Source organism: Paraburkholderia fungorum (assembly GCF_046027215.1).
GTDB lineage: Bacteria > Pseudomonadota > Gammaproteobacteria > Burkholderiales > Burkholderiaceae > Paraburkholderia > Paraburkholderia fungorum_D.
Window position 1 is genome coordinate 451,982 of sequence record NZ_JAQQEN010000002.1, and the last position, 19,076, is coordinate 471,057.

A 19,076-nucleotide genomic window follows, 5' to 3' on the forward strand; every position below is an offset into this window, starting at 1 on the left:
ACGAGCCGATGAACATCTCCCGCCTGTTCATTCTCCGGCCGGTGGCGACCTCGCTGCTGATGATCGCGCTCGTGCTGGTGGGGCTGGTGGCGGTGCGCTTTCTGCCGGTCTCTTCGCTGCCTGCCGTCGACTACCCGACTATCCAGGTGCAGACCTTCTATCCGGGCGCAAGCCCGGCGGTGATGGCAACCACCGTCACTGCGCCGCTGGAGGTGCAACTGGGTGGGATTCCCGGCCTTCAACAGATGATTTCCTACAGCTCGGAAGGGGCATCGGTCATCACGATGCAGTTCGATCTCGCGCTGAATCTCGACGTCGCCGAGCAGAATGTCCAGCAGGCCATCAACGCGTCCAACAGCTACCTGCCGAGCGGTCTGCCGGCGCCGCCTACTTACGCCAAGGTCAATCCCGCGGACCAGCCTGTCCTCACCCTGGCCGTGACGTCCCGCTCGATGTCGCTGACCCAGCTGGAGGACGCAGCCAACAACCGGCTTGCAACGAAAATCTCCGAGGTGCCGGGCGTGGGCCTCGTCACGCTTGCCGGCGGCAACGTGCCCGCGGTCAGGGTGGAGGCGGACCCTCAGAAACTGGCGGCCTACGGCCTGAACCTCGACGATCTGCGCACGCTGCTCGCCAATGTCAATGTCAGTCAGCCGAAAGGTAATTTCGACGGCCCGGAGCTGGACTACACGATCAACGCCAACGACCAGATCGTCGACCCCAGCGATTATCTGGCCACCGTCATCGCCTACCAGAACGGCGCGCCCGTGTACCTGCGCGACGTCGCGCGGGTCAGTCAGGCCCCGCAGGATGTCGAGCGAGGCGCCTGGTACAACCGTACGCCGGCGATCGTGCTCAATGTGCAGCGTCAGCCGGGGGCGAACGTGATCGCCACGGTCAACCAGATCACGAAACTGTTGCCCACGCTGGAATCCACGCTGCCGGCGGGCATGCAGGTGACGGTGGTGTCCGACAGCACCGGGGTGATCCGCTCGTCGGTCTCCGACGCGGCCTTCGAGCTGGTGCTGGCGGTGGTGCTGGTGGTGCTGGTGATCTTCGTGTTCCTGCGCAACGTGCCGGCGACCATCATCCCCAGCATCTCGGTGCCGGTTTCGCTGGTCGGCACGCTGGCGGTGATGTACGAACTGAACTACTCGATCGACAACCTCTCGTTGATGGCGCTGATCATCGCCACCGGCTTCGTGGTCGACGACTCGATCGTGATGATCGAGAACGTGGTGCGCTATCTGGAGGAGGGCAGGAGTCCGCTGGAGGCGGCCCTCGAAGGCGCTGGCCAGATCGGCTTCACGATTCTTTCGCTGACGGTTTCGCTGATCGCGGTACTGATCCCGTTGCTGTTCATGGGCGGGGTGATCGGGCGGCTGTTCAGCGAATTCGCCGTCACGCTTGCCGTCACCATCGTCATTTCGGCGGTGGTCTCGCTGACCGTGGTGCCGATGCTCTGCGCGCGTATTCTGCGCGCGCAGGCGCAACGGCATCCGAGCCGCTTCGAGCGTATCAGCGAGGGCCTCTTCAACAAGACCCTCACGGGCTATGAGCGCGGGCTGCGCTGGGTGCTCGATCATCAGACGCTGACGCTGCTGGTGGCGCTCGGCACGGTGGCGCTCACGGCGATCCTGTATATCGTGATTCCCAAGGGACTTTTTCCGACGCAGGACGTCGGCGTGATCGAGGCCATCAGCGTGGCCGATAATTCGGTGTCCTACGCCGCGATGGCGAGACGCCAGGCGGCGCTGGCCGAGGCCATTCTCAAGGATCCCGATGTCACCTCGGTCACCTCGTACGTGGGGATCGACGGCACCAACACCACGCTGAACAATGGCCGCTTTCTGATCAATCTGCGCGCGCGCGACGACCGCTCGCTGAACGCACAGCAGATCGCCCGGCGCGTGCAGCAGGAGGTCGCCGGGGTGCCGGGGATCACGCTCTATCTGCAGCCCGAGCAGGATCTCACGCTCGACACCACCGTCTCGCCGAACCAGTACAAGTTCGTGTTGCGCGGGCCAAACCAGCAGACGTTCGATCAGTACGTGCCCGCGCTGATCGCGCGGATGAAGCAGATCGCCGCAATCACCGACGTGACCAGCGATCTGAATAACCAGGGCTTGAGCGTCAATGTCGAGGTCAACCGGCAACTGGCCGCGCGCTACGGCATCACGGCGGCGACTATCGACAATGCGCTCTACGATGCGCTCGGCCAGCGCATCGTCTCGACCATCTTCGAGCAGTCCGATCAGTACCGGGTCATTCTGGTGGCCAAGCCCGAGGCGCTGCCCGACCTGCAATCGCTCGGCAACCTGTATCTGCCCAGCCAGACCAGCAGCACGGGCCAGGTGCCGCTCAGCGGGATCGCCAAAATCAAGGTGACGACGTCGCCGCTCGTGATCAGCCACCTGGCCCAGTTCCCCGCCGTCACCGTTTCGTTCAACCTGGCGAAAGACGCCTCGCTGAGTACCGCGGTGGACCAGATACGCCGGGCCGAGCAGGCGGTGAATCTGCCGCCGTCGATCACCTCCTCGTTTCAGGGCGCGGCCCAGGCGTTCGAAGATTCGTTGCAGAGCGAGGTGTATCTGCTCGTCGCCGCGCTGGTGGCCGTCTACATCGTGCTGGGCGTGCTCTACGAGAGCTACATTCATCCGGTGACGATCCTCTCCACCTTGCCGTCCGCGGGTATCGGGGCATTGCTCGCGCTGATGCTGGCGGGCAGCGACCTGGACGTGATCGGCATCATCGGCATCGTGCTGCTGATCGGCATCGTCAAGAAGAACGCGATCATGATGGTGGACTTCGCGCTTGAAGCCGAGCGTCAACACGGCAAGTCGGCGAGAGAGGCCATCTTCGAAGCATCGCTCCTGCGCTTCAGGCCGATCCTGATGACCACGCTCGCGGCCATGCTCGGCGCGTTGCCGATGCTGCTCGGCACCGGCACGGGCTCGGAGCTGCGCCGGCCGCTCGGGCTCGCGATTATCGGCGGCCTGACCTTGAGCCAGATGCTGACGTTGTTCACCACACCGGTCATTTACCTCTTTTTCGACCGCCTTGCCGAGCGCGTGCGCCGGCGCGCCGCCGAGCGCGCAGCGCGGAGCGCGCCATGAACATCTCGGCGCTCTTCATCCGGCGGCCCGTCGCCACGACCTTGCTGGCGGTGGCGATCCTGCTCTCCGGCCTGCTGGCCTATTCCCGGCTACCGGTTGCGCCGCTGCCGAACATTGCTTATCCGGTCATCGTCGTGCAGGCGAACATGGCGGGCGCCAGCCCGGAAATCATGGCCGCCACGGTGGCCGAGCCGCTGGAGCGGCGGCTCGCCACGATCGCCGACGTGAGCCAGTTGACCTCGACCAACTATGTCGGCGCCTCGCTGATCGTCATCGTGTTCGGGCTGAACCGCGATATCAACGGTGCCGCCCGCGACGTCGAAGCCGCCATTCAGGCGGCCCGTGCCGATCTGCCGACCACGCTGCGCAGCAATCCCACCTACCGCCAGTACAACCCGGCGGGGGCGCCGATTATGGTGCTTGCGCTGACGTCGGACACGCTCACCAAGGCGCAACTCTACGATTCCGCCGATTCGGTGATCCAGCAGCAACTCTCCCAGGTCGACGGCGTCGGGCAAATCACGCTGGGCGGCGGCGCGTTGCCCTCGGTACGGGTCGAGTTGCAGCCGGGCAAGCTCAACAGCTACGGCATCGGCCTCGAAGACGTGCGCGCGGCGATCGGCGCGGCGAACGCCAATAGCGCGAAGGGCCACATCGACCAGGGCGAGCAGCGCTACGAGATCCTGTCCAACGATCAGATCAGCAAGGCCGCGCCGTACCGCGACCTCATCATCGCGTATCGCAACGGCGCACCGGTGCTGCTGCGCGATGTCGCCCAGGTGCTCGACTCGAACGAAAACATCCGCAACGGCGGCCTGTACAACGGCAAGTCGGCCGTGCTCGTGATCGTCTATCCGATGCCGGGCAGCAATGTGGTCACGACTGTCGGGCAGATCCGGGCGCGCCTGCCGTCGATCGAGGCGGCGTTGCCGAGCGCCGTTCATGTCAGCGTTGCGATCGACCGCTCCGAGTCGGTCAGGGCTTCGGTGAGCGATACCGAGCGCACGCTTTTCATCGCCGTGCTGCTGGTGGTCGGCGTGGTCTTCGTATTCCTTCTGTCGCCGCGTGCCACATTGATTCCCGCGGTGGCGTTGCCGCTGTCGATCATCGGCACCTTCGGACCGATGTATTTGCTCGGCTACAGCATCGACAACCTCTCGCTAATGGCGTTGACGATCGGCACCGGCTTCGTGGTCGACGACGCGGTGGTGGTGCTGGAGAACATCGTGCGCCACCTCGAAGCCGGGCTCGATCCGAAGGAAGCCGCGCTGCGCGGCAGCGGCGAGGTGGGCTTCACCGTCATCTCGATGAGCCTCTCGCTGATCGCGGTGTTCCTGCCGATCCTGTTGATGCCGGGCATCGTCGGCTTGCTGTTTCATGAATTCGCTGTGACGCTGTCCATCGCGATCCTGTTATCGCTGCTGATTTCCCTGACGATTACGCCGGCCATGTGCGCGTACGTGCTGAGCCGTCAGCATGCGCAGCACTCGCAGCGGCCCATGGCGCGCTGGTTCGAGGCACAGTTCACGCGTTTCAGGGATGCCTACTCACGCTCGCTGAATGCCGTGCTCGACCACGCGTTGCTCGTCGGCCTCCTGTTGATCGCACTGCTCGTGCTCAACGTATTCCTTTTCAAGCTACTGTCCGCCACTTTTTTTCCGGAGCAGGACACCGGCATCCTGATCGGGCAGATCATCGCCGACCAGAGCATCTCGTTTCCGGCGATGGAAAAGAAGCTGGCGCAGTTGCAGTCGATTGTCCAGCGGGACCCCGCGGTGGCCTCGGTCGCGGGTTTCACCGGCGGCCGCGCGCTCAACACCGCCACCGTCTTCATTGAACTCAAACCGCTTGCCGAGCGCCATCGCACGGCCACCGAGGTAGTCAACCGCCTGCGCCCGGAACTGAGTGCGGTATCGGGCGCGCGGCTCTTCCTGCAGGCCCAGCAGGATCTGCAGATCGGTGGCCGGCAGGCCGCCGCCGAGTATCAGTACACGCTGACCAGCGACGATGCCAGCGCGTTGTTTACGTGGGTGCCGAAGCTCGTGACCGAACTCGGCAAGTATCGTGGGCAACTACTCGACGTCAACTCGGATCTGCAACAAAACGGTTTGCAAACCTATCTTCAGATCAGCCGTGCTACCGCGGCGCGCTATGGCTTCCAGCCGAACCAGATCGACAATGTGCTCTATGACGCATTTGGCCAGCGGACCGTTTCGACGATCTACAACGCGCTCAACCAGTACTTCGTGGTGATGGAAGTGGCGCCGCAATATTGGCAGTATCCGCAAACCCTGGACCAGATCTTTCTGAGCACGGCTGCGGGCAATCCGGGCGGCACTCAGCAGACACGGATGCCGGGCGGCACGGTCAGTGCGCCTCGGCAGCCCGTGGCCGTGAGCAGCACGCAAAGTGCGGGCAGCAACACGAACGCGCTGAATGCGGACGCCGAAGCCAACCAGCTCACCAACAGCATTTCCAACAGCAAGGGCGGCAATTCCAGCGGCAGCGCCGACAGCACCGCGGCCGAAACGATGGTGCCGCTGCCGACGATGGTGACCTACACCAACAGCCACACCGCGACCCAGGTCAACCATCAGAGCGGCCAGGTGGCCGGCACCATCTCGTTCAACCTGCCGGGCGGCGGCTCGCTCAGCGAGGCCGGGGCGATCATCGACAAGGCCGCTCGCGACATCGGCATGCCGGCGTCGATCCACGGGGCGTTCGCCGGTGCGGCGCAGGCGTACGCGCAGTCCATGGGCACCGTGCCACTGCTGATCGTGGCCGCGCTGGTGGTCGTCTACCTCGTGCTGGGCGTGCTCTACGAGAACACGATCCATCCGCTCACCATCCTGTCCACCTTGCCGTCGGCCGGAATCGGCGCAACGCTCGCGCTGCTGATCTTCGGCACGCCTTTCTCGGTGATCGCCCTGATCGGCATCATTCTGCTGATCGGCATCGTCAAGAAAAACGGCATCATGATGGTCGATGTCGCGATCCAGTTGCAACGCCATGAAGGCATGGATGCGCGGCGGGCCATTCATGAAGCCGCCGTGGTGCGTCTGCGGCCCATCATGATGACCACCGCCGCCGCCGTACTCGGCGCGGTGCCGCTGGCGATCGGCATCGGGCAGGGCGCGTCGTTGCGCCAGCCGCTCGGCGTCACCGTGATGGGCGGCCTGATCGTGAGTCAGGTCTTCACGTTGTACACGACACCGGTGATCTACCTTTACCTCGACCGCTTGCGTTTCAGGCTTGCGAAGTGGTCCGACGGCTTGCCGTGGAACCGCCGAACGGATACGGAAGTATGAAGATGAACACGCCCCGGATCTCTCTGGCTGCTGCGACCGTCGCCTTGCTGGCGAGTGGCTGCATGGTCGGCCCGGACTATCACCGGCCGCAGGTTCCCGTGCCGGCGACCTATCTGGAACCCCCGCCGCCGGGATGGACGCAAGCCGAGCCGGCCGCGGCGGGGCCCAAGGGTGACTGGTGGACCGGCTTTGACGATCCGCTGCTCAATGAGCTCGAACCGATGGTGTCGGTGTCTAACCAGACCGTGCGTCAGGATTACGCCAACTACCAGGAGGCCCTCGCTGAAGTGCGCGTGGCGCGCAGCGCGTTGTTTCCCACCATCGGCGTGACTGGCTCGGTGACGCGGCAGCGCACGCCGACCAGCAGTCTGACCAGCAGTGGTGTGAATAGCGGTGTGAGCAGCCGGTTCGGCAACTTCCAGCCGGTGAATAATTCGGGTTCGCTGGAAGGCAGCGTGAATTGGGCGCCTGACCTGTGGGGGCTGGTCCGCCGTACGATCGAACAGAGCGCCGCCACCGCCCAGGCGAGCGAAGCCACGCTCGCCAATGCCACCCTGTCGGAGCAGACGGCGCTCGCCACCTCAGTGATCGGCCTGCGGATTAGCGACGCCAACATCGATCTGCTGCAGCACACGGTCGACGCCTATCAGGCGTATCTGCGCGTCGTTGCCGATCAGGACAAGGCTGGCACCGTGCCGCCGTCGAACCTGATTACCGCGCGCACCCAGCTCGAGAACGCGCAGTCCAGTCTGATCGCCCTGGGCGTCGCACGGGCCCAGTTCGCCCACGCGATTGCGGTGCTGGTCGGCAAGAATCCGGAAGAGCTGTCGATCCCTCACAGTACGGCGCTCCCGGCACTACCCACGATTCCGGCCGGGGTCCCCTCCACGCTACTGCAACGCCGGCCGGACATTGCCACCGCTGAGCGCCAGATGGCCGCGGCGAACGCGGCGATTGGCGTGGCCGTGGCGGCGTACTACCCGACCGTCTCGCTGTCGGCACTCGACGGCTTCACGCAGTCGCCGTTGGCCGGCCTGCTGCATATCGCGAATCACGTGTGGTCGCTAGGCGCGAATGCCAGCGAGACGCTCTTCGATGGCGGTGAGCGCAGCGCCGAGGTGGCCGCGGCGAGGGCGACGTACGAGGCAGCCGTGGCCAACTATCGCGGCACGGTGCTGAACGCATTTGAAAATGTGGAGAACGACCTTTCCGGGCTGCGGATTCTCGCCCAGCAAGCCGAAGTATTGGACAGCGCCGTGAGCGACGCGATTCATGGCACGGAGATCGCGTTCAACGAATACCAGGCCGGCACCGTGGATTACACCACCGTAGCCGTCGCCCAGACCACGCAGTTGAACGATCAGCAAACCGCGTTGAACGTCCGGCAGCAGCGCCTGCTCGATGCCGTGTCGCTGATTGGCGACCTGGGCGGTGGCTGGTCGGATAGCGAGCTGCACGACCCGCGCCGTTTCGGGGCGTCAGCAGGGAGCCCGTGATGGACCTCTGGATTCAACCATGCGCCCGATGCGCCGACCTCTACGGGCAGCCGGCAAGCGCCGCCCCGCACCGTGATCTCACGGTCAATGACGTCGGGGCGGTGAAGGATGCGCGAATCGAACAGCACTACACGTGTGTTCGGTGTCGCGCGGTGTTTGCGCGCATTCTGGCTGGGCCGCCGGCGAGGCAGATCTGGATGCTGTTGAACGCCGGGCAGCATTAGCGCGAGCTAAAACTTGCAAAAGGCGTCTACAAGCCTGTTGAAGGCACCGGCATTCGAAACATTCATCCCATGTGATGCGCCGGCGATGGTCTGTCGATCGGCATAGTCGATCCATTCAGTGAGTTTTTCGACGTTGTTGCGAAACATCCGGGGACTTTTTTGACCGTCGATCAGCAAGGTTCTGCACTTCACGTCGCGCGCTGTTTCCCGCGAATAGGCGGGCAACGGATCACGCAGCTGCTTGGGCAGCGTGCCCGCGTTGTCGATCGCCATGGTGCGGAACGCGCCCGGGCTCTTGCGCCATGATCCGGGCACGCTCACCGAATCGACGAACAGCTCCAGGCCCGCGTCGATCTGCTGGTTCTCGATGAGTTCAGCGACGCGCGCACGCAGCACATTGGTCGTGGCGGGGAGTGCCGCGTCCGGCATCCCGTCGATCTGCAGCGGACCGCCCGGGTCCGCGAGTGTCAGTGATTTCAGGAGCCGCGGATACTCGCGTGCGACATGAAACGCCACGCAGCCGCCGCGCGAATGTCCGACCAGATGCACGGGCCCAAGGTCGATCGCCTCGATGAACTCGGCCAGTTCGGCCACATGCGTCTGCCAGCTGAACTCGCCCTGGATGCAAGCCTCGCTTGCCGGCCAGTAGTGGCTCAGGCTCACCGAGATGCAGCGGAAATGCTGCGACAGAGCCGCAGTCTGCGCATTCCAGTAGCGGTAGTCGCAGAGCGAGCCGTGCACAAATACCAGCGGTTCGCCTTTTCCGCATTCGACGTACGGCACGCAGATGCCCGCTGCGATGGTCGCGAACTGTATTTCGGGGACGGCAAGAAGTGACAGATCGGTACGCGCGTTCATGGACTGGCTCCTTTGCGGCCACTATGCCCGATGTCGGCGCTTTGGAAAATCGCGTAATATTGATCGAATCTATCTGATTTTCTGATACCAACTCAAATTCTCAACCCAATTGAAAGCACTAGACCTCGACGTGATGACCATGATCGTCGCCGTCGCCGATACCGGCAACATCAGCCGGGCGGCGGAGGCCGTGCATCGCTCGCAATCGGCGGTAAGCATGCAGATCAAGACGCTTGAAACCGCGCTTGGCAAGCCGCTGTTCGTCCGCAAGCCGAGAAGCGTGGTGCCGACGCAGGACGGCGAAGTCCTGCTGGCCTACGCGCGCCGCATGCTCGCATTGCGCGACGAGGCGTGGGCTGCGGTGGTTCGGCCCGATGTGACCGGGCGCGTGAGCATCGGCGTGCCGGACGATTACGCCTCATCGCTATTGCCACCGATTCTGAAGAAATTTTCCGCGACGTATCCGAAGGTTGAGATTCAGGTCGTCGGTTTGCCAAGCGTTGCGCTCGCGCCGATGGTGAAAGATGGCTCGGTCGATCTGGTATGCGCGACGCGAATCAAAGGTTTGTCGGGGGAGTTCATCCGCTTCGAGCCGATGGAGTGGGCTGCGGCGCCGAGTGCCGATGAAATCTGGCGCGAGAGGCCGCTGCCGATCGCGGTGTTCCTGCCAGGCAGCGTGGCGCGGGAGAACGCCATTCGCAGTCTCGAACGCGCGAAGATTACTTACCGCACCTCGTATGAAAGTCCAAGTCTGCTCGGCCTGCTTTCCATGGCCGAGGCGGGCCTTGCCGTTGTGTCGCTGGCACGCTGTGCGGTGCCGTCGCACTTCGTGCTGCTGGGTCAAGCCCAAGGCTTGCCAAAGATCGACGCGCTTGAAATGGTTCTCGCGCGCAGCACCGGATCGAAGCGGCCCCCATGTGATTTTCTCGCGGAGAAGATTCTCTCCGAGTTAAGGCGCTAACCGAACGTAATCAGGCTGCTTGCCGGCCATCAGAACAATTGCGTCTGGCCGCTCATCAAGGTCGTGAAGTTATCGCGCAGCATCGGCAGGATAGCGTCAGCAACGGGCTGCAACTGGCGCGTCAGATAGTGTTCGTAATCAATCGCCGAGCGCAGCGTTTCCAGTGGTTCCGGCCCGGCCACCGTCATCACATAGCTGATCCATCCGCCGTTCTGATACTGCAAAGGCCGGCCTTGCTGGCGATTGAATTCGTCGGCCACCCGCGCCGCGCGCACATGCGGCGGCACGTTGCGCTCGTAGTCGCCAAGCGGTCTGCGCAAGCGTTTGCGGTAGACGAGCTGGTCGTCCAGCTTGCCTTCCAGCGTATCGCGCACATAGCCGCGCACATAATCCTGATACGGCTGCTGTTTGAAAATGCGCAGATAAAGCTCCTGCTGGAATTGCTGCGCAAGCGGCGTCCAGTCGGTGCGCACCGTTTCGAGCCCTTTGTAGACGACTTCTTCGCTGCCGTCGGGCAACACAGTCAGTCCGGCATAGCGTTTCTTGCTGCCTTCCTCCGCGCCGCGAACGGTCGGCATGAAAAAGCGCCGGTAATGCCGCTCGAATTGCAGTTCGAGCGCACTCTCGAGGCCGAAACGCTCCTGCAGATTCTGTCGCCACCACGCGTTGATATGCTCCACCAGCCCCCGGCCGATGCGGCTGGCGTCTTCCTCGCTGTGCGCGTGCCTGAGCCATACGAAGGTCGAATCCGTATCGCCGTAAATGACCTCGTAGCCCTCGGCCTGAATCAGCTTGCGCGTGGTGTGCATGATTTCGTGGCCGCGCATGGTGATCGAGGAGGCAAGACGCGGATCGAAGAAGCGGCAGCCGGTGGATCCGAGCACGCCGTAAAAGGCGTTCATGATGATTTTCAGGGCCTGCGAAAGCGGCTTGTTGTGCTCGCGCTTGGCGGTTTCGCGTCCCTGCCAGACCTGGCCGACGATCGACGGCAAACAATGGCGCGTACGCGAGAAACGCGCGCCGAGAAAACCCGGCACAGATTGCTCGTCGCCGGGATTCTGCATGCCTTCCACGAGACCCAGGGGGTCGATCAGAAAGGTGCGGATGATCGACGGATAGAGGCTCTTGTAGTCGAGCACCAGCACGGAATCGTAGAGGCCGGGCCGCGAGTCCATCACGAATCCGCCCGGGCTCGCGGCACCGGCCACATCGCCCAGATTCGGTGCGACGTAGCCCTGCCGATGCATCCGCGGCATGTACAGGTGCGTGAATGCCGCTACTGATCCGCCGCTGCGATCGGCAGGCAGGCCGGTGACCGACGCGCGCTCCAGCAGAAATGGCAGCAACTCGGTCTTCGCGAAGATGCGCGTGACGAGCTCGCAGTCTTTCAGGTTGTACTTGGCGAGCGCCGGTTTGTCCTCATCGAAACGACGCTGGATTTCGTCCATTCGCTGGTACGGATTGTCGATCGCCTTGCCTTCGCCCAGCACCGAGCGCGACACGTGTTCGAGACTGAACGACGGAAAACTCCACGTCGCGGAGCGCAACGCCTCGATACCGTCGATGATCAGGCGGCCGGCCGCACCGGCAAAAAAATGGTTCTTCGTGATGCCGTGTTCGCGCCATTCCATCACCGCGCCGCCGCGGCCGATCCGCAGCGGCACGCGATACTGTTCGGCATGCTGCTGCAACACACGCAGATCGAACTGCACGAGGTTCCACCCGATGATCGCATCGGGATCGTGCCGCTCGATCCACGCATTGAACTTATCGAGCAACTGTGCGCGTGTTTCGCAGTATTCGAGCGCGAAATCGAGTTCGCCGGCCTCGCCGTTGGGCGGCCCGAGCATATAGACCTGGCGCTGTCCGCAACCTTCGAGCGCGATCGAATAAAGCTCCGCGTGCGCGCTGGTTTCGATGTCGAGCGATACCAGTTTTAACGGTGGACGATAGCCCGTTGCCGGTTTCAACTCGCTGTTCAGAAGCGGTCCACCATCGCGGGACTCGCCACCGAACCAAACCGGCGCGGTGATGAAGCGCTCCATCATGTAGCGTTCGGGCGGGAAGATGTCGGCTTCATACACGTCGACGCCGCCTTGCTTCAAACGTTTCTCGAACCCCGTCAATTGCCGGTATTGAGGACAGTAAAGCCCCATGACCGGCCGACGCTGGAAGTCGCACAATTCGAGCGGACGCAGATCGAGTGGCGCCTCGCGGCGCAGAACCGTTTCGGCGCGCTCGGCCTGCACGGCCGGGATGAACGCCACTGACGGCTGAGGGCGCAGGCGAACGTGACGAGGCCCGCTGTCTGTTGCCAGCCAGAAATCGACTTCCGTGCCGGCGGGCGTATCCCGCCAATGCCGGGTCAAAATGAAACCCTGTTCAAGCTCAGTCAAACTGCCACCTTTAAACGGCCATCGTCAACGCCTTGCGCGATTTTACCGTCATGCGTTTGTGGGTGCGTGTGTGGATGCTGTATGGGTGCATTTGTGGGCGCCGTCATGAGCATGGCCGTGAGCGTGGCCATGCAGGCTGGATGCAGCCGCGCCGCGTAGTCTGTATGATCGTTTTGCAGCGCGTCCTTCGGTGCAAACCATGCGCCGGTCAGTCTATCAACAACGGAGTGAACGAAATGACATTGGGTAAGTTTGTTGTGGTGGTCGCCGTTGCAGCAGCCAGCCTGGGTGCCCAGGCGCAAGTCGCCGGTACGCAGCCCCTGAGCGTCACGGTGGAGCAGTCCAACGCGCTCCTGAGCGGCTGGAGTGCGAAGAAAAGCATTCTCGGCAAAGCGGTATACAACGATCAGAACGAGAAGATCGGCTCGATCCGCGATCTGGTGATCGCGCCGGATGGATCGCTGTCGGCCGCTATCGTTTCCACCGGTGGTTTCCTCGGCGTGGCGTCGCATGACGTAGCCGTACCGATCGCCGCGCTCGATATTCGCGCGGGGAATTTCTATCTGGCGGGTGCAACGAAAGACGCGTTGAAGGCGACGCCTGAGTTCCAGTACAGCAAGGTGCAGGCGCCGCCGAAGCCTAAAAAGCTGACCGGGCAGTAATGGCTGTTATCTGCTGAATCGCCGGTAGCGTTGCTTCAACGGCGCTTGCCGGTGTCGCGATAACAGACCAGCGGCGCACGCGATACGAATTGTTTAACAGCCCCTTTCGTATTCGCCGCGCCGCACCGGTATTTGCTACGTCATGTAAAGCTTATCGCAGCAGGCCTATCAGGCTTCCAGCGCGAGCGTGGCGAAGCTGCCGAGCCAGTGCTCGCCCATATAGTCGCCGGCCACGTGAGCCAGTGCGCTTGCGAGGTGGCGTTCAGCCGAATCGAACAGCACAGTACGGCGTGCATCGCCGGCGGGCAGCGCGCGTGCCAGTGAGCGCTGACACCACGCGCGGCTCAGGTTCAGGCCGTCGAGGTGAGCGATCTTGCCGTCGGTGCGATCGGCCACGGTAACCGGTTCGAACAGTGTGGCGGGCTTCTTCGCACCGAGATTGGGCAAGAAGCGGCCAAACCATTCGACGAACTGCGCGGGCGGCAACACGCGCCGCATCAATTCCGCTTCCATCAGCGAGGGCGAGAGAAACTCGTCGCCAGCGGGCTCCCATGCCTGACAGGCGACGTCGTTCAGAAACCAGCGTTCCGCCGTATTCACCACCAGGGCCTCGAGCGATTCACGCGAGGTTTGACGCGCGAAATCGAGCGTGAGCGCCAGCGCGAACGCCATATTGAAGTGCGTTCCCACGCGCAACGGGTACGTTGCTTTCGGCAAAAAGTCTTCGAAGCGTTCGACGAACGTCTCGGTGAGCGGCGCAAAAGTTTTCGACCAGCGCGCCGCTTGCGAGAGCTTCAGCGAATCGAGTTGCGCGCTGAGCGCGAGCAGCCACGCCCAACCATACGGACGCTCGAAACCGCGATTGTGCGGCAGATCGAGATACGCCCGTTCGGCCGCCACGTTCGCCTCGGTGAAATGCTCGTCGACCACCGCGACGATGCGTTCCGCTTCGGGCAGATCAGGAAAACGTTCTAGCAGATGCAGGATCAGCCAGTAGCCGTGCACGCACGAATGCCAGTCGTAGCTGCCGTAGAAAATTGGATGCAGCGCGCGCGGGCCCTGCACATCTTGCGGACCGGCGAGCGAATGAGTCAGCTTGTTCGGATACTCGCGCGTGAGGTGAGCCAGCGCGAGATTGGCGAATTTGGACGCCAGTGCGGGAGTAAGTTGAGCGGTCATCGGGCACCTCGTCAAATACGGCAAATACGGCAAATAAGGAATACGCAGAGAAATAGCAGTATGGTATTGACCGCCAGCAATAGTAAAGCGGTCGGTCAATGCCGGGCCTGGCGCAACCAGCGGTCGTTGCGAGTGCGATCGCGAGGCGACCCGTCACGAAGTGCGGGTGATGTTATCGGGTAAACGCGGGGGGACGTAAAGGGGGGACCGGAGAGGCCAGCCCCTCATAGGGCGATGCAGCGCAAGCGCATCTCACGGCGCGTGGGGGGCGCGGCGCTTTCAATAGTGGCTGCGTTGCCACAGTGTTGACGGCGCTTCGAGCAGATGACGCACGCCCGCGCGCTCGAACGCGCGATCCGCAGCTGCCGACACGCGCTCGAGGATGTCCCCTTCGTCGACCGACAGCACCCGGTAGTTCTCCATCAGAATCCTGCCGCCGATCATCGTCATGCACACGTCGCCGGCATTCGCGAAGCAGGTGACGCGATGAACGGGCATGTTCAACGGCATGAGGTGCGGTTTGTACAGGTCGACCAGAATGATGTCGGCCTGCTTGCCCACTTCGAGAGAGCCCAGTTCGTGGTCGAGCGACAACGCTTTGGCTGCGTCGATCGTGACCATTTCGAGCACCTTGCCATGCGGCAGGACGTCCGGGTCGCGAAAATGACGGCGGTGGTAATGCATGCATTGCCACATGTGGCGGAACATGTCGTAACCGCGATCGGGCGCCGCGCCATCCGAGCCGATCGCCACCGTCACGCCGGCATCGATGAGTTCCGGCACCGGGCAGCGGCCGATGATCGACATGATCGCGCTCGGGTTGTGCACGATCGAGGCGCCTGTTTCGACGCACGCCGCGATATCCGCGGCGGTGAGATCGATGGCATGCGACATGAACGACTTCGCGTTCAGCAGGCCCAACTCGCGGTGCGCGAAATCCAGCGTGCCGGCGCGATGACCGTCCTGCGTCAGGCTGAGACCGCGTTCACGGGCCAGTGCCATATATCGTCCGGCCTCGCGCCGGAAGACGGGTTCGTGCGCGGCGTGCTCGGGATAGTGCTGCGGGGCATAGACGGGCAGCGTCAGCGCAATCTGGATGCGACCGTTGGCATCGCCATGGCATGCATCGATGATGTCTTTGCAAACGTCGTACATCTGTGCGAAATCGACGTCGCGGGTCACGCTGCCGTTCGCGCCGTGCCGCGTGTAGGCGCGCGGTTCGGGCGGACGCGACGGGCCGACCGCGACAATCGAGCGGGTGCCGGTTCTGACCACCGCATCGCAATGACGCCGCGCGTACACCGGATCGTCGACGCGCATGATCGAATCGCCGCCGCCGAGCAGCGACACGCCTGTCGTCACGCCCGCCTTGAGGCGCTCCAGTGCCGCAAGATGCGATTCCATTTCCCAGAACGTTTCGTCCGATGCGCGCGTATAGATCGCCTCGCATGCCGCCGACCACGCGTCGTCGTTCGCGCCGCCGATCGTCCTGAGCATGGCGTGCCCGGCATGGGCGTGTGCATCGATCAGGCCAGGCAACACGGCTTTGCGGCGCGCGTCGATCACGCGATCTGCCTGGTATTGCTGCGCGAGCGCGTCGGTCTCGCCGACGGCGACGATGCGATCGCCCTTGATGGCGACCGCGCCGTCGTCGATGACACGGCGCGCGGGATCGACTGTGATGACGCAGCCGTTTTCGATCAGGACGTCGACCTGTTGCTTATCGTTCATATGCGGACTCTTCTTGTGGGGTGCTCGCGCGCTGTCACGCCGGGTCGACCAGTTCGCCGTTACGCGCGACGATGCGGCCGTTGGCCATAACCAGCTTGCGCACGGGTCGCGCCACGACGGCATGCGCGACGGATTGCGCATCCACCAGCACGAGGTCCGCGCGTGCGCCGACGCGCAGCCCGTAGTCGACGAAACCGCAGCCTTGCGCGGCGGCATCGCTCACGCAGTCGAATGCGATCGCGAGGTCGTCGTCGCGCCGCAAGTCGTAGCGCATGCCGATCAGCATCGCTCGTTCGAGCATGTCAGGCACGCCATACGGCGACCACGTGTCGCGAATGCCATCGTTGCCGCCGAAAATCGTAACGCCCTTGTCCCTGCAAACCTTCAGCGGCGGAACAGGGCGAGAAGGCGGCGCGCTGGTCAGCAACGCCACGCGCAGATGCGCGAGCCGTTCGAGCAGCGCGTCGCGTTCGCGCTCCGGCAATGCGCCGAGGCAGAACGCGTGACTGACGACAACCTGGCCCTGCATGCCCATCGCCTCGACGCGATCGAGCAGCAATTTCAGCGTGAATGCGCCGATTTCACCCGGCTCGTGCAGATGGATATCGATCGGCTTGCGATAGCGTTCCGCCAGCGCGAAGGTGGCGTTTAGCGACGCCGCGGGATCGCCGTCGATCACCGCGGGGTCGAGCGCGCCGAGGACGTCGGCGCCTTCGGCCAGCGCGCTGGCAAGCAGTTCGACCGTGCCGGGACGGATCAGCATCCCCGATTGCGGAAACGCGACGATCTGCATGTCCAGCACATCACGCAGGGTCTGCCGCGTGCTGAGCACGCCCTCGACGTAACGCAGCTGCGCGTCGGTATCGACGTCGACGTGGGTGCGCAGGCGCGTCGTGCCTGCCTGCACGAATGCTCGCGCCAGCGCGAGTGACTGGCTGGCCGAATCGTGTCCCGACGTGCTGCGCCATTCGCGCTCGTTGTTGATGCGGTCGACGAGCGTGGGTCCAACCTCGTTGCGATACCAATGCAGGCCCCAGTGGCTTTTGTCGAGATGCGTGTGCCCTTCGACGAAACCCGGCAGCAGCAGCGCACCGCCGCCGTCTTCGAGCACGGCGCCAGGTTGTGCTTCGACGTGAGGCCCGAGCGCCTCGATGCGACCGTCACTGACCGATACGGAAACCTGCTGGCCGTCAGCCAGCCGTACATTGGAAAGAAGAAGAGAGCGAGTCATGGAGGTCATGCCGATTCGACGGAGGTAGCGAAACGGGCCCGCAGCGCGCGCTGCGCGGCGCTGATTGCGATGAACACCGCTGCGTTGGCGAACAGCGCGACGAGGCCCGTGTTGATGGAGGTGAAGGCGATGGGTGCGGCCGGGAATACGGAGGCCAGCGTCATGCCGCGCCAGTTCACCAGCGCCAGCACGACCGCACCCGCGAAGATGCCGCCGAATGCCGCCTCGCGGGTGCCGAACGGGCGCTTGAGGAAACTCGAGGCGAGCATGGGCAACAGTTGCGTCAGCAGGCTCGACGAGAAGATCGCGAGCGCAACGAAGTTCGAGCCGCCATGCAACACGAAGTAGACGACGACCAGCGTGAACAGCGGCAACGCGATTCGTGCAACGCGCGCGACTTCGCGGTCGCTCGCTTGCGGTGCGAAGCCTTCGCGGTAGATGTTGCGTGCAATCATCGTCGACGCATTGAGCATGATCAGCGAGCCTGGCACGAGTGCCGTAAGCAGACCGGCGCCGCCGACGATCCCCACGAACCACGACGGGAAAGTCTGCTTGACGAGCCGCAACAGCGCGAGATCGGTCTGCGCGCCTTCGAGTCCGTGCACGGTCAGTACCGCCGCGAAACCGACGAGGAACAGGAACGCGATCAACACCTGATAGAGCGGCATCAGCATGGTGTTCTTGCGCAGTGCCGAGGCGTCGCGTGCCACGTAGACGGCCGTGAAGCCGTGCGGGTACAGGTAGTAGCCAAGCGATGTCAGCAGGAGCGTGGAGTTGTACCAGCTCAGATTGAAGCCGCGCTCCGGCATGCGCAACAGTTCCGGATGCACGGCGTCGATACGCGCGAACATCTCACCGAAGCCGCCGAAGTAGTGTAGCGGCAAATACGTACCGAGGAAAATCGCGAGGCCGAGGATCAGCACGTCCTTGAAAATCGCAATGCTCGCCGAACCGTGGATGCCCGAGACGCTCATGTACACGACCATCAGGCTCGCGCTGATCCAGATGGCGGTGTCCTGCGAAATCAGGCCATATGACATCTCGGAGACGATGATGCCGAGGCCGCGCAACTGGATGATCAGCAGCGACACCATCGCGAAGACGGCCACCACCGACACCAGCACGCCGATGGCGCGGCTGTCGTACTTCGACGCGAAATAATCGGCGAACGACACCAGGCGATGTTCCTTTGCGTAGCGCCAGATGGCGGGCAGCATCCAGTAACCGATCACGTACGCGAGGCACCCGTACGACAGGATATAGAAAGCCGGCACGCCCTTGCTATAAGTCCAGCCACTCGCGCCGAGAAACGAGAAGGTCGAGAAAGCCTCGCCTGCCATCAGCAGGAAGGTGAGCAGCGATCCGAAGCCGCGCCCGCCAACCGCCCATTGTTCCAGGCTGAGCGTCTTGCCGCGACGCGCATAGAGGCCGACCGCCAGTGCAAAGATGGCGAACAGAACGATGATGATCAATGCCGGATTCATTGGCGGTCTCCCACCGGCGCGCTCGCCTGTGCGGCCTCGTCACGACTGTCGAGGTAAAAGATGTAGGCGAGAATGGCGGCCGTGGCGGCCATCCAGAGCAGATTCCACACGAGCAGAAACGGCAGGCCGAACAGGAGCGGCGTAGCGGCGGCGAGCGTGCCACCCGAATAGATGCCGACGAACGGCAGGGCGGCCAGCAGAATGCGAAGTTTCATTTGAGCCCTCCCTGTGCCGATGCCCGCGAGCGGCATCCACCAACTGCACTCAACAGCGTCTTGTTCATACCTGTCTCCGGAAAGTTGTCTAGTCATGATGGTTCTTTTGGGTGATCTTATCCATCTTGTCTGGCATTCAAAAATTAAATGTTTAAATGCCTGCCAGTGCAAAATCGAATACCTCGGGCGTGGATAGAAGGCGTGAACTGCTGTGA

At 63.3% G+C, this 19,076-nt stretch carries 13 protein-coding genes; 6 read left to right on the forward strand and 7 right to left on the reverse strand.

The features are described 5' to 3' along the window. The first annotated feature begins 8 nt into the window (after nt 1-8). The 4 genes from PQR27_RS22750 to PQR27_RS22765 are packed head-to-tail and all read left to right on the forward strand — an operon-like array spanning nt 9 to nt 8,144. On the forward strand, nt 9-3,116 hold the full coding sequence (locus PQR27_RS22750; protein WP_408525901.1) for an efflux RND transporter permease subunit: 3,108 nt from the start codon (nt 9-11) through the stop codon (nt 3,114-3,116). Next, nucleotides 3,113-6,424, forward strand: coding sequence for an efflux RND transporter permease subunit (locus PQR27_RS22755; protein WP_408525902.1), 3,312 nt, complete (start codon nt 3,113-3,115; stop codon nt 6,422-6,424). The genes PQR27_RS22750 and PQR27_RS22755 overlap by 4 nt, the downstream gene beginning before the upstream one ends. Nucleotides 6,425-6,426: 2 nt before the next feature. Further along, nucleotides 6,427-7,920, forward strand: a complete 1,494-nt coding sequence (locus tag PQR27_RS22760) for an efflux transporter outer membrane subunit (RefSeq protein ID WP_408525903.1) — start codon at nt 6,427-6,429, stop codon at nt 7,918-7,920. Next, on the forward strand, nt 7,920-8,144 hold the full coding sequence (locus tag PQR27_RS22765) for a hypothetical protein (protein ID WP_408525904.1): 225 nt from the start codon (nt 7,920-7,922) through the stop codon (nt 8,142-8,144). The genes PQR27_RS22760 and PQR27_RS22765 overlap by 1 nt, the downstream gene beginning before the upstream one ends. Before the next feature lie 6 nt (nt 8,145-8,150). On the opposite strand, the gene PQR27_RS22770 is transcribed toward PQR27_RS22765, so the two are convergent. Next, complete coding sequence (locus PQR27_RS22770) at nt 8,151-9,002, reverse strand: alpha/beta fold hydrolase (RefSeq protein WP_408525905.1); 852 nt, start codon at nt 9,000-9,002, stop codon at nt 8,151-8,153. A gap of 139 nt (nt 9,003-9,141) precedes the next feature. Here PQR27_RS22770 and PQR27_RS22775 point away from each other — a divergent pair, with 139 nt between their 5' ends. Beyond that, nucleotides 9,142-9,963, forward strand: a complete 822-nt coding sequence (locus tag PQR27_RS22775; protein ID WP_408528271.1) for a LysR family transcriptional regulator — start codon at nt 9,142-9,144, stop codon at nt 9,961-9,963. A 29-nt stretch (nt 9,964-9,992) separates the two neighbouring features. On the opposite strand, the gene PQR27_RS22780 is transcribed toward PQR27_RS22775, so the two are convergent. After that, a complete protein-coding gene (locus tag PQR27_RS22780) occupies nt 9,993-12,359 on the reverse strand; it encodes a DNA polymerase II (protein ID WP_408525906.1) in 2,367 nt (788 codons plus the stop codon). Nucleotides 12,360-12,595: 236 nt separating this feature from the next. Between PQR27_RS22780 and PQR27_RS22785 the strand changes: the two genes are divergently transcribed. After that, on the forward strand, nt 12,596-13,021 hold the full coding sequence (locus tag PQR27_RS22785; RefSeq protein ID WP_408525907.1) for a PRC-barrel domain-containing protein: 426 nt from the start codon (nt 12,596-12,598) through the stop codon (nt 13,019-13,021). A gap of 168 nt (nt 13,022-13,189) precedes the next feature. Here PQR27_RS22785 and PQR27_RS22790 read toward each other — a convergent pair whose 3' ends face one another. The 5 genes from PQR27_RS22790 to PQR27_RS22810 all read right to left on the reverse strand — a co-directional run bounded on the left by PQR27_RS22790 (nt 13,190) and on the right by PQR27_RS22810 (nt 18,861). Beyond that, a complete protein-coding gene (locus tag PQR27_RS22790) occupies nt 13,190-14,200 on the reverse strand; it encodes a DUF2891 domain-containing protein (protein ID WP_408525908.1) in 1,011 nt (336 codons plus the stop codon). A gap of 279 nt (nt 14,201-14,479) precedes the next feature. Continuing rightward, nucleotides 14,480-15,931, reverse strand: coding sequence for an amidohydrolase family protein (locus PQR27_RS22795; RefSeq protein ID WP_408525909.1), 1,452 nt, complete (start codon nt 15,929-15,931; stop codon nt 14,480-14,482). 34 nt (nt 15,932-15,965) lie between these two features. Beyond that, the gene (locus PQR27_RS22800) at nt 15,966-17,162 is read right to left on the reverse strand and encodes an amidohydrolase family protein (protein WP_408528272.1); all 1,197 of its coding nucleotides are present in this window, start codon (nt 17,160-17,162) and stop codon (nt 15,966-15,968) included. A 5-nt stretch (nt 17,163-17,167) separates the two neighbouring features. Next, complete coding sequence (locus PQR27_RS22805) at nt 17,168-18,646, reverse strand: sodium:solute symporter family protein (protein ID WP_408525910.1); 1,479 nt, start codon at nt 18,644-18,646, stop codon at nt 17,168-17,170. Next, entirely contained in the window at nt 18,643-18,861 is a 219-nt protein-coding gene (locus PQR27_RS22810) for a DUF3311 domain-containing protein (protein ID WP_408525911.1), read from the reverse strand. The genes PQR27_RS22805 and PQR27_RS22810 overlap by 4 nt, the downstream gene beginning before the upstream one ends. Nucleotides 18,862-19,076: the final 215 nt, after the last annotated feature.

Bases quoted from the DNA above. Each gene is read 5' to 3' on its own strand.
- PQR27_RS22750 (WP_408525901.1), top strand. From the start codon at position 9: ATGAACATCTCCCGCCTGTTCATTCTCCGGCCGGTGGCGACCTCGCTG.
- PQR27_RS22755 (WP_408525902.1), top strand. From the start codon at position 3,113: ATGAACATCTCGGCGCTCTTCATCCGGCGGCCCGTCGCCACGACCTTG.
- PQR27_RS22760 (WP_408525903.1), top strand. From the start codon at position 6,427: ATGAACACGCCCCGGATCTCTCTGGCTGCTGCGACCGTCGCCTTGCTG.
- PQR27_RS22765 (WP_408525904.1), top strand. From the start codon at position 7,920: ATGGACCTCTGGATTCAACCATGCGCCCGATGCGCCGACCTCTACGGG.
- PQR27_RS22770 (WP_408525905.1), bottom strand. From the start codon at position 9,002: ATGAACGCGCGTACCGATCTGTCACTTCTTGCCGTCCCCGAAATACAG.
- PQR27_RS22775 (WP_408528271.1), top strand. From the start codon at position 9,142: ATGATCGTCGCCGTCGCCGATACCGGCAACATCAGCCGGGCGGCGGAG.
- PQR27_RS22785 (WP_408525907.1), top strand. From the start codon at position 12,596: ATGACATTGGGTAAGTTTGTTGTGGTGGTCGCCGTTGCAGCAGCCAGC.
- PQR27_RS22790 (WP_408525908.1), bottom strand. From the start codon at position 14,200: ATGACCGCTCAACTTACTCCCGCACTGGCGTCCAAATTCGCCAATCTC.
- PQR27_RS22795 (WP_408525909.1), bottom strand. From the start codon at position 15,931: ATGAACGATAAGCAACAGGTCGACGTCCTGATCGAAAACGGCTGCGTC.
- PQR27_RS22800 (WP_408528272.1), bottom strand. From the start codon at position 17,162: ATGACTCGCTCTCTTCTTCTTTCCAATGTACGGCTGGCTGACGGCCAG.
- PQR27_RS22805 (WP_408525910.1), bottom strand. From the start codon at position 18,646: ATGAATCCGGCATTGATCATCATCGTTCTGTTCGCCATCTTTGCACTG.
- PQR27_RS22810 (WP_408525911.1), bottom strand. From the start codon at position 18,861: ATGAAACTTCGCATTCTGCTGGCCGCCCTGCCGTTCGTCGGCATCTAT.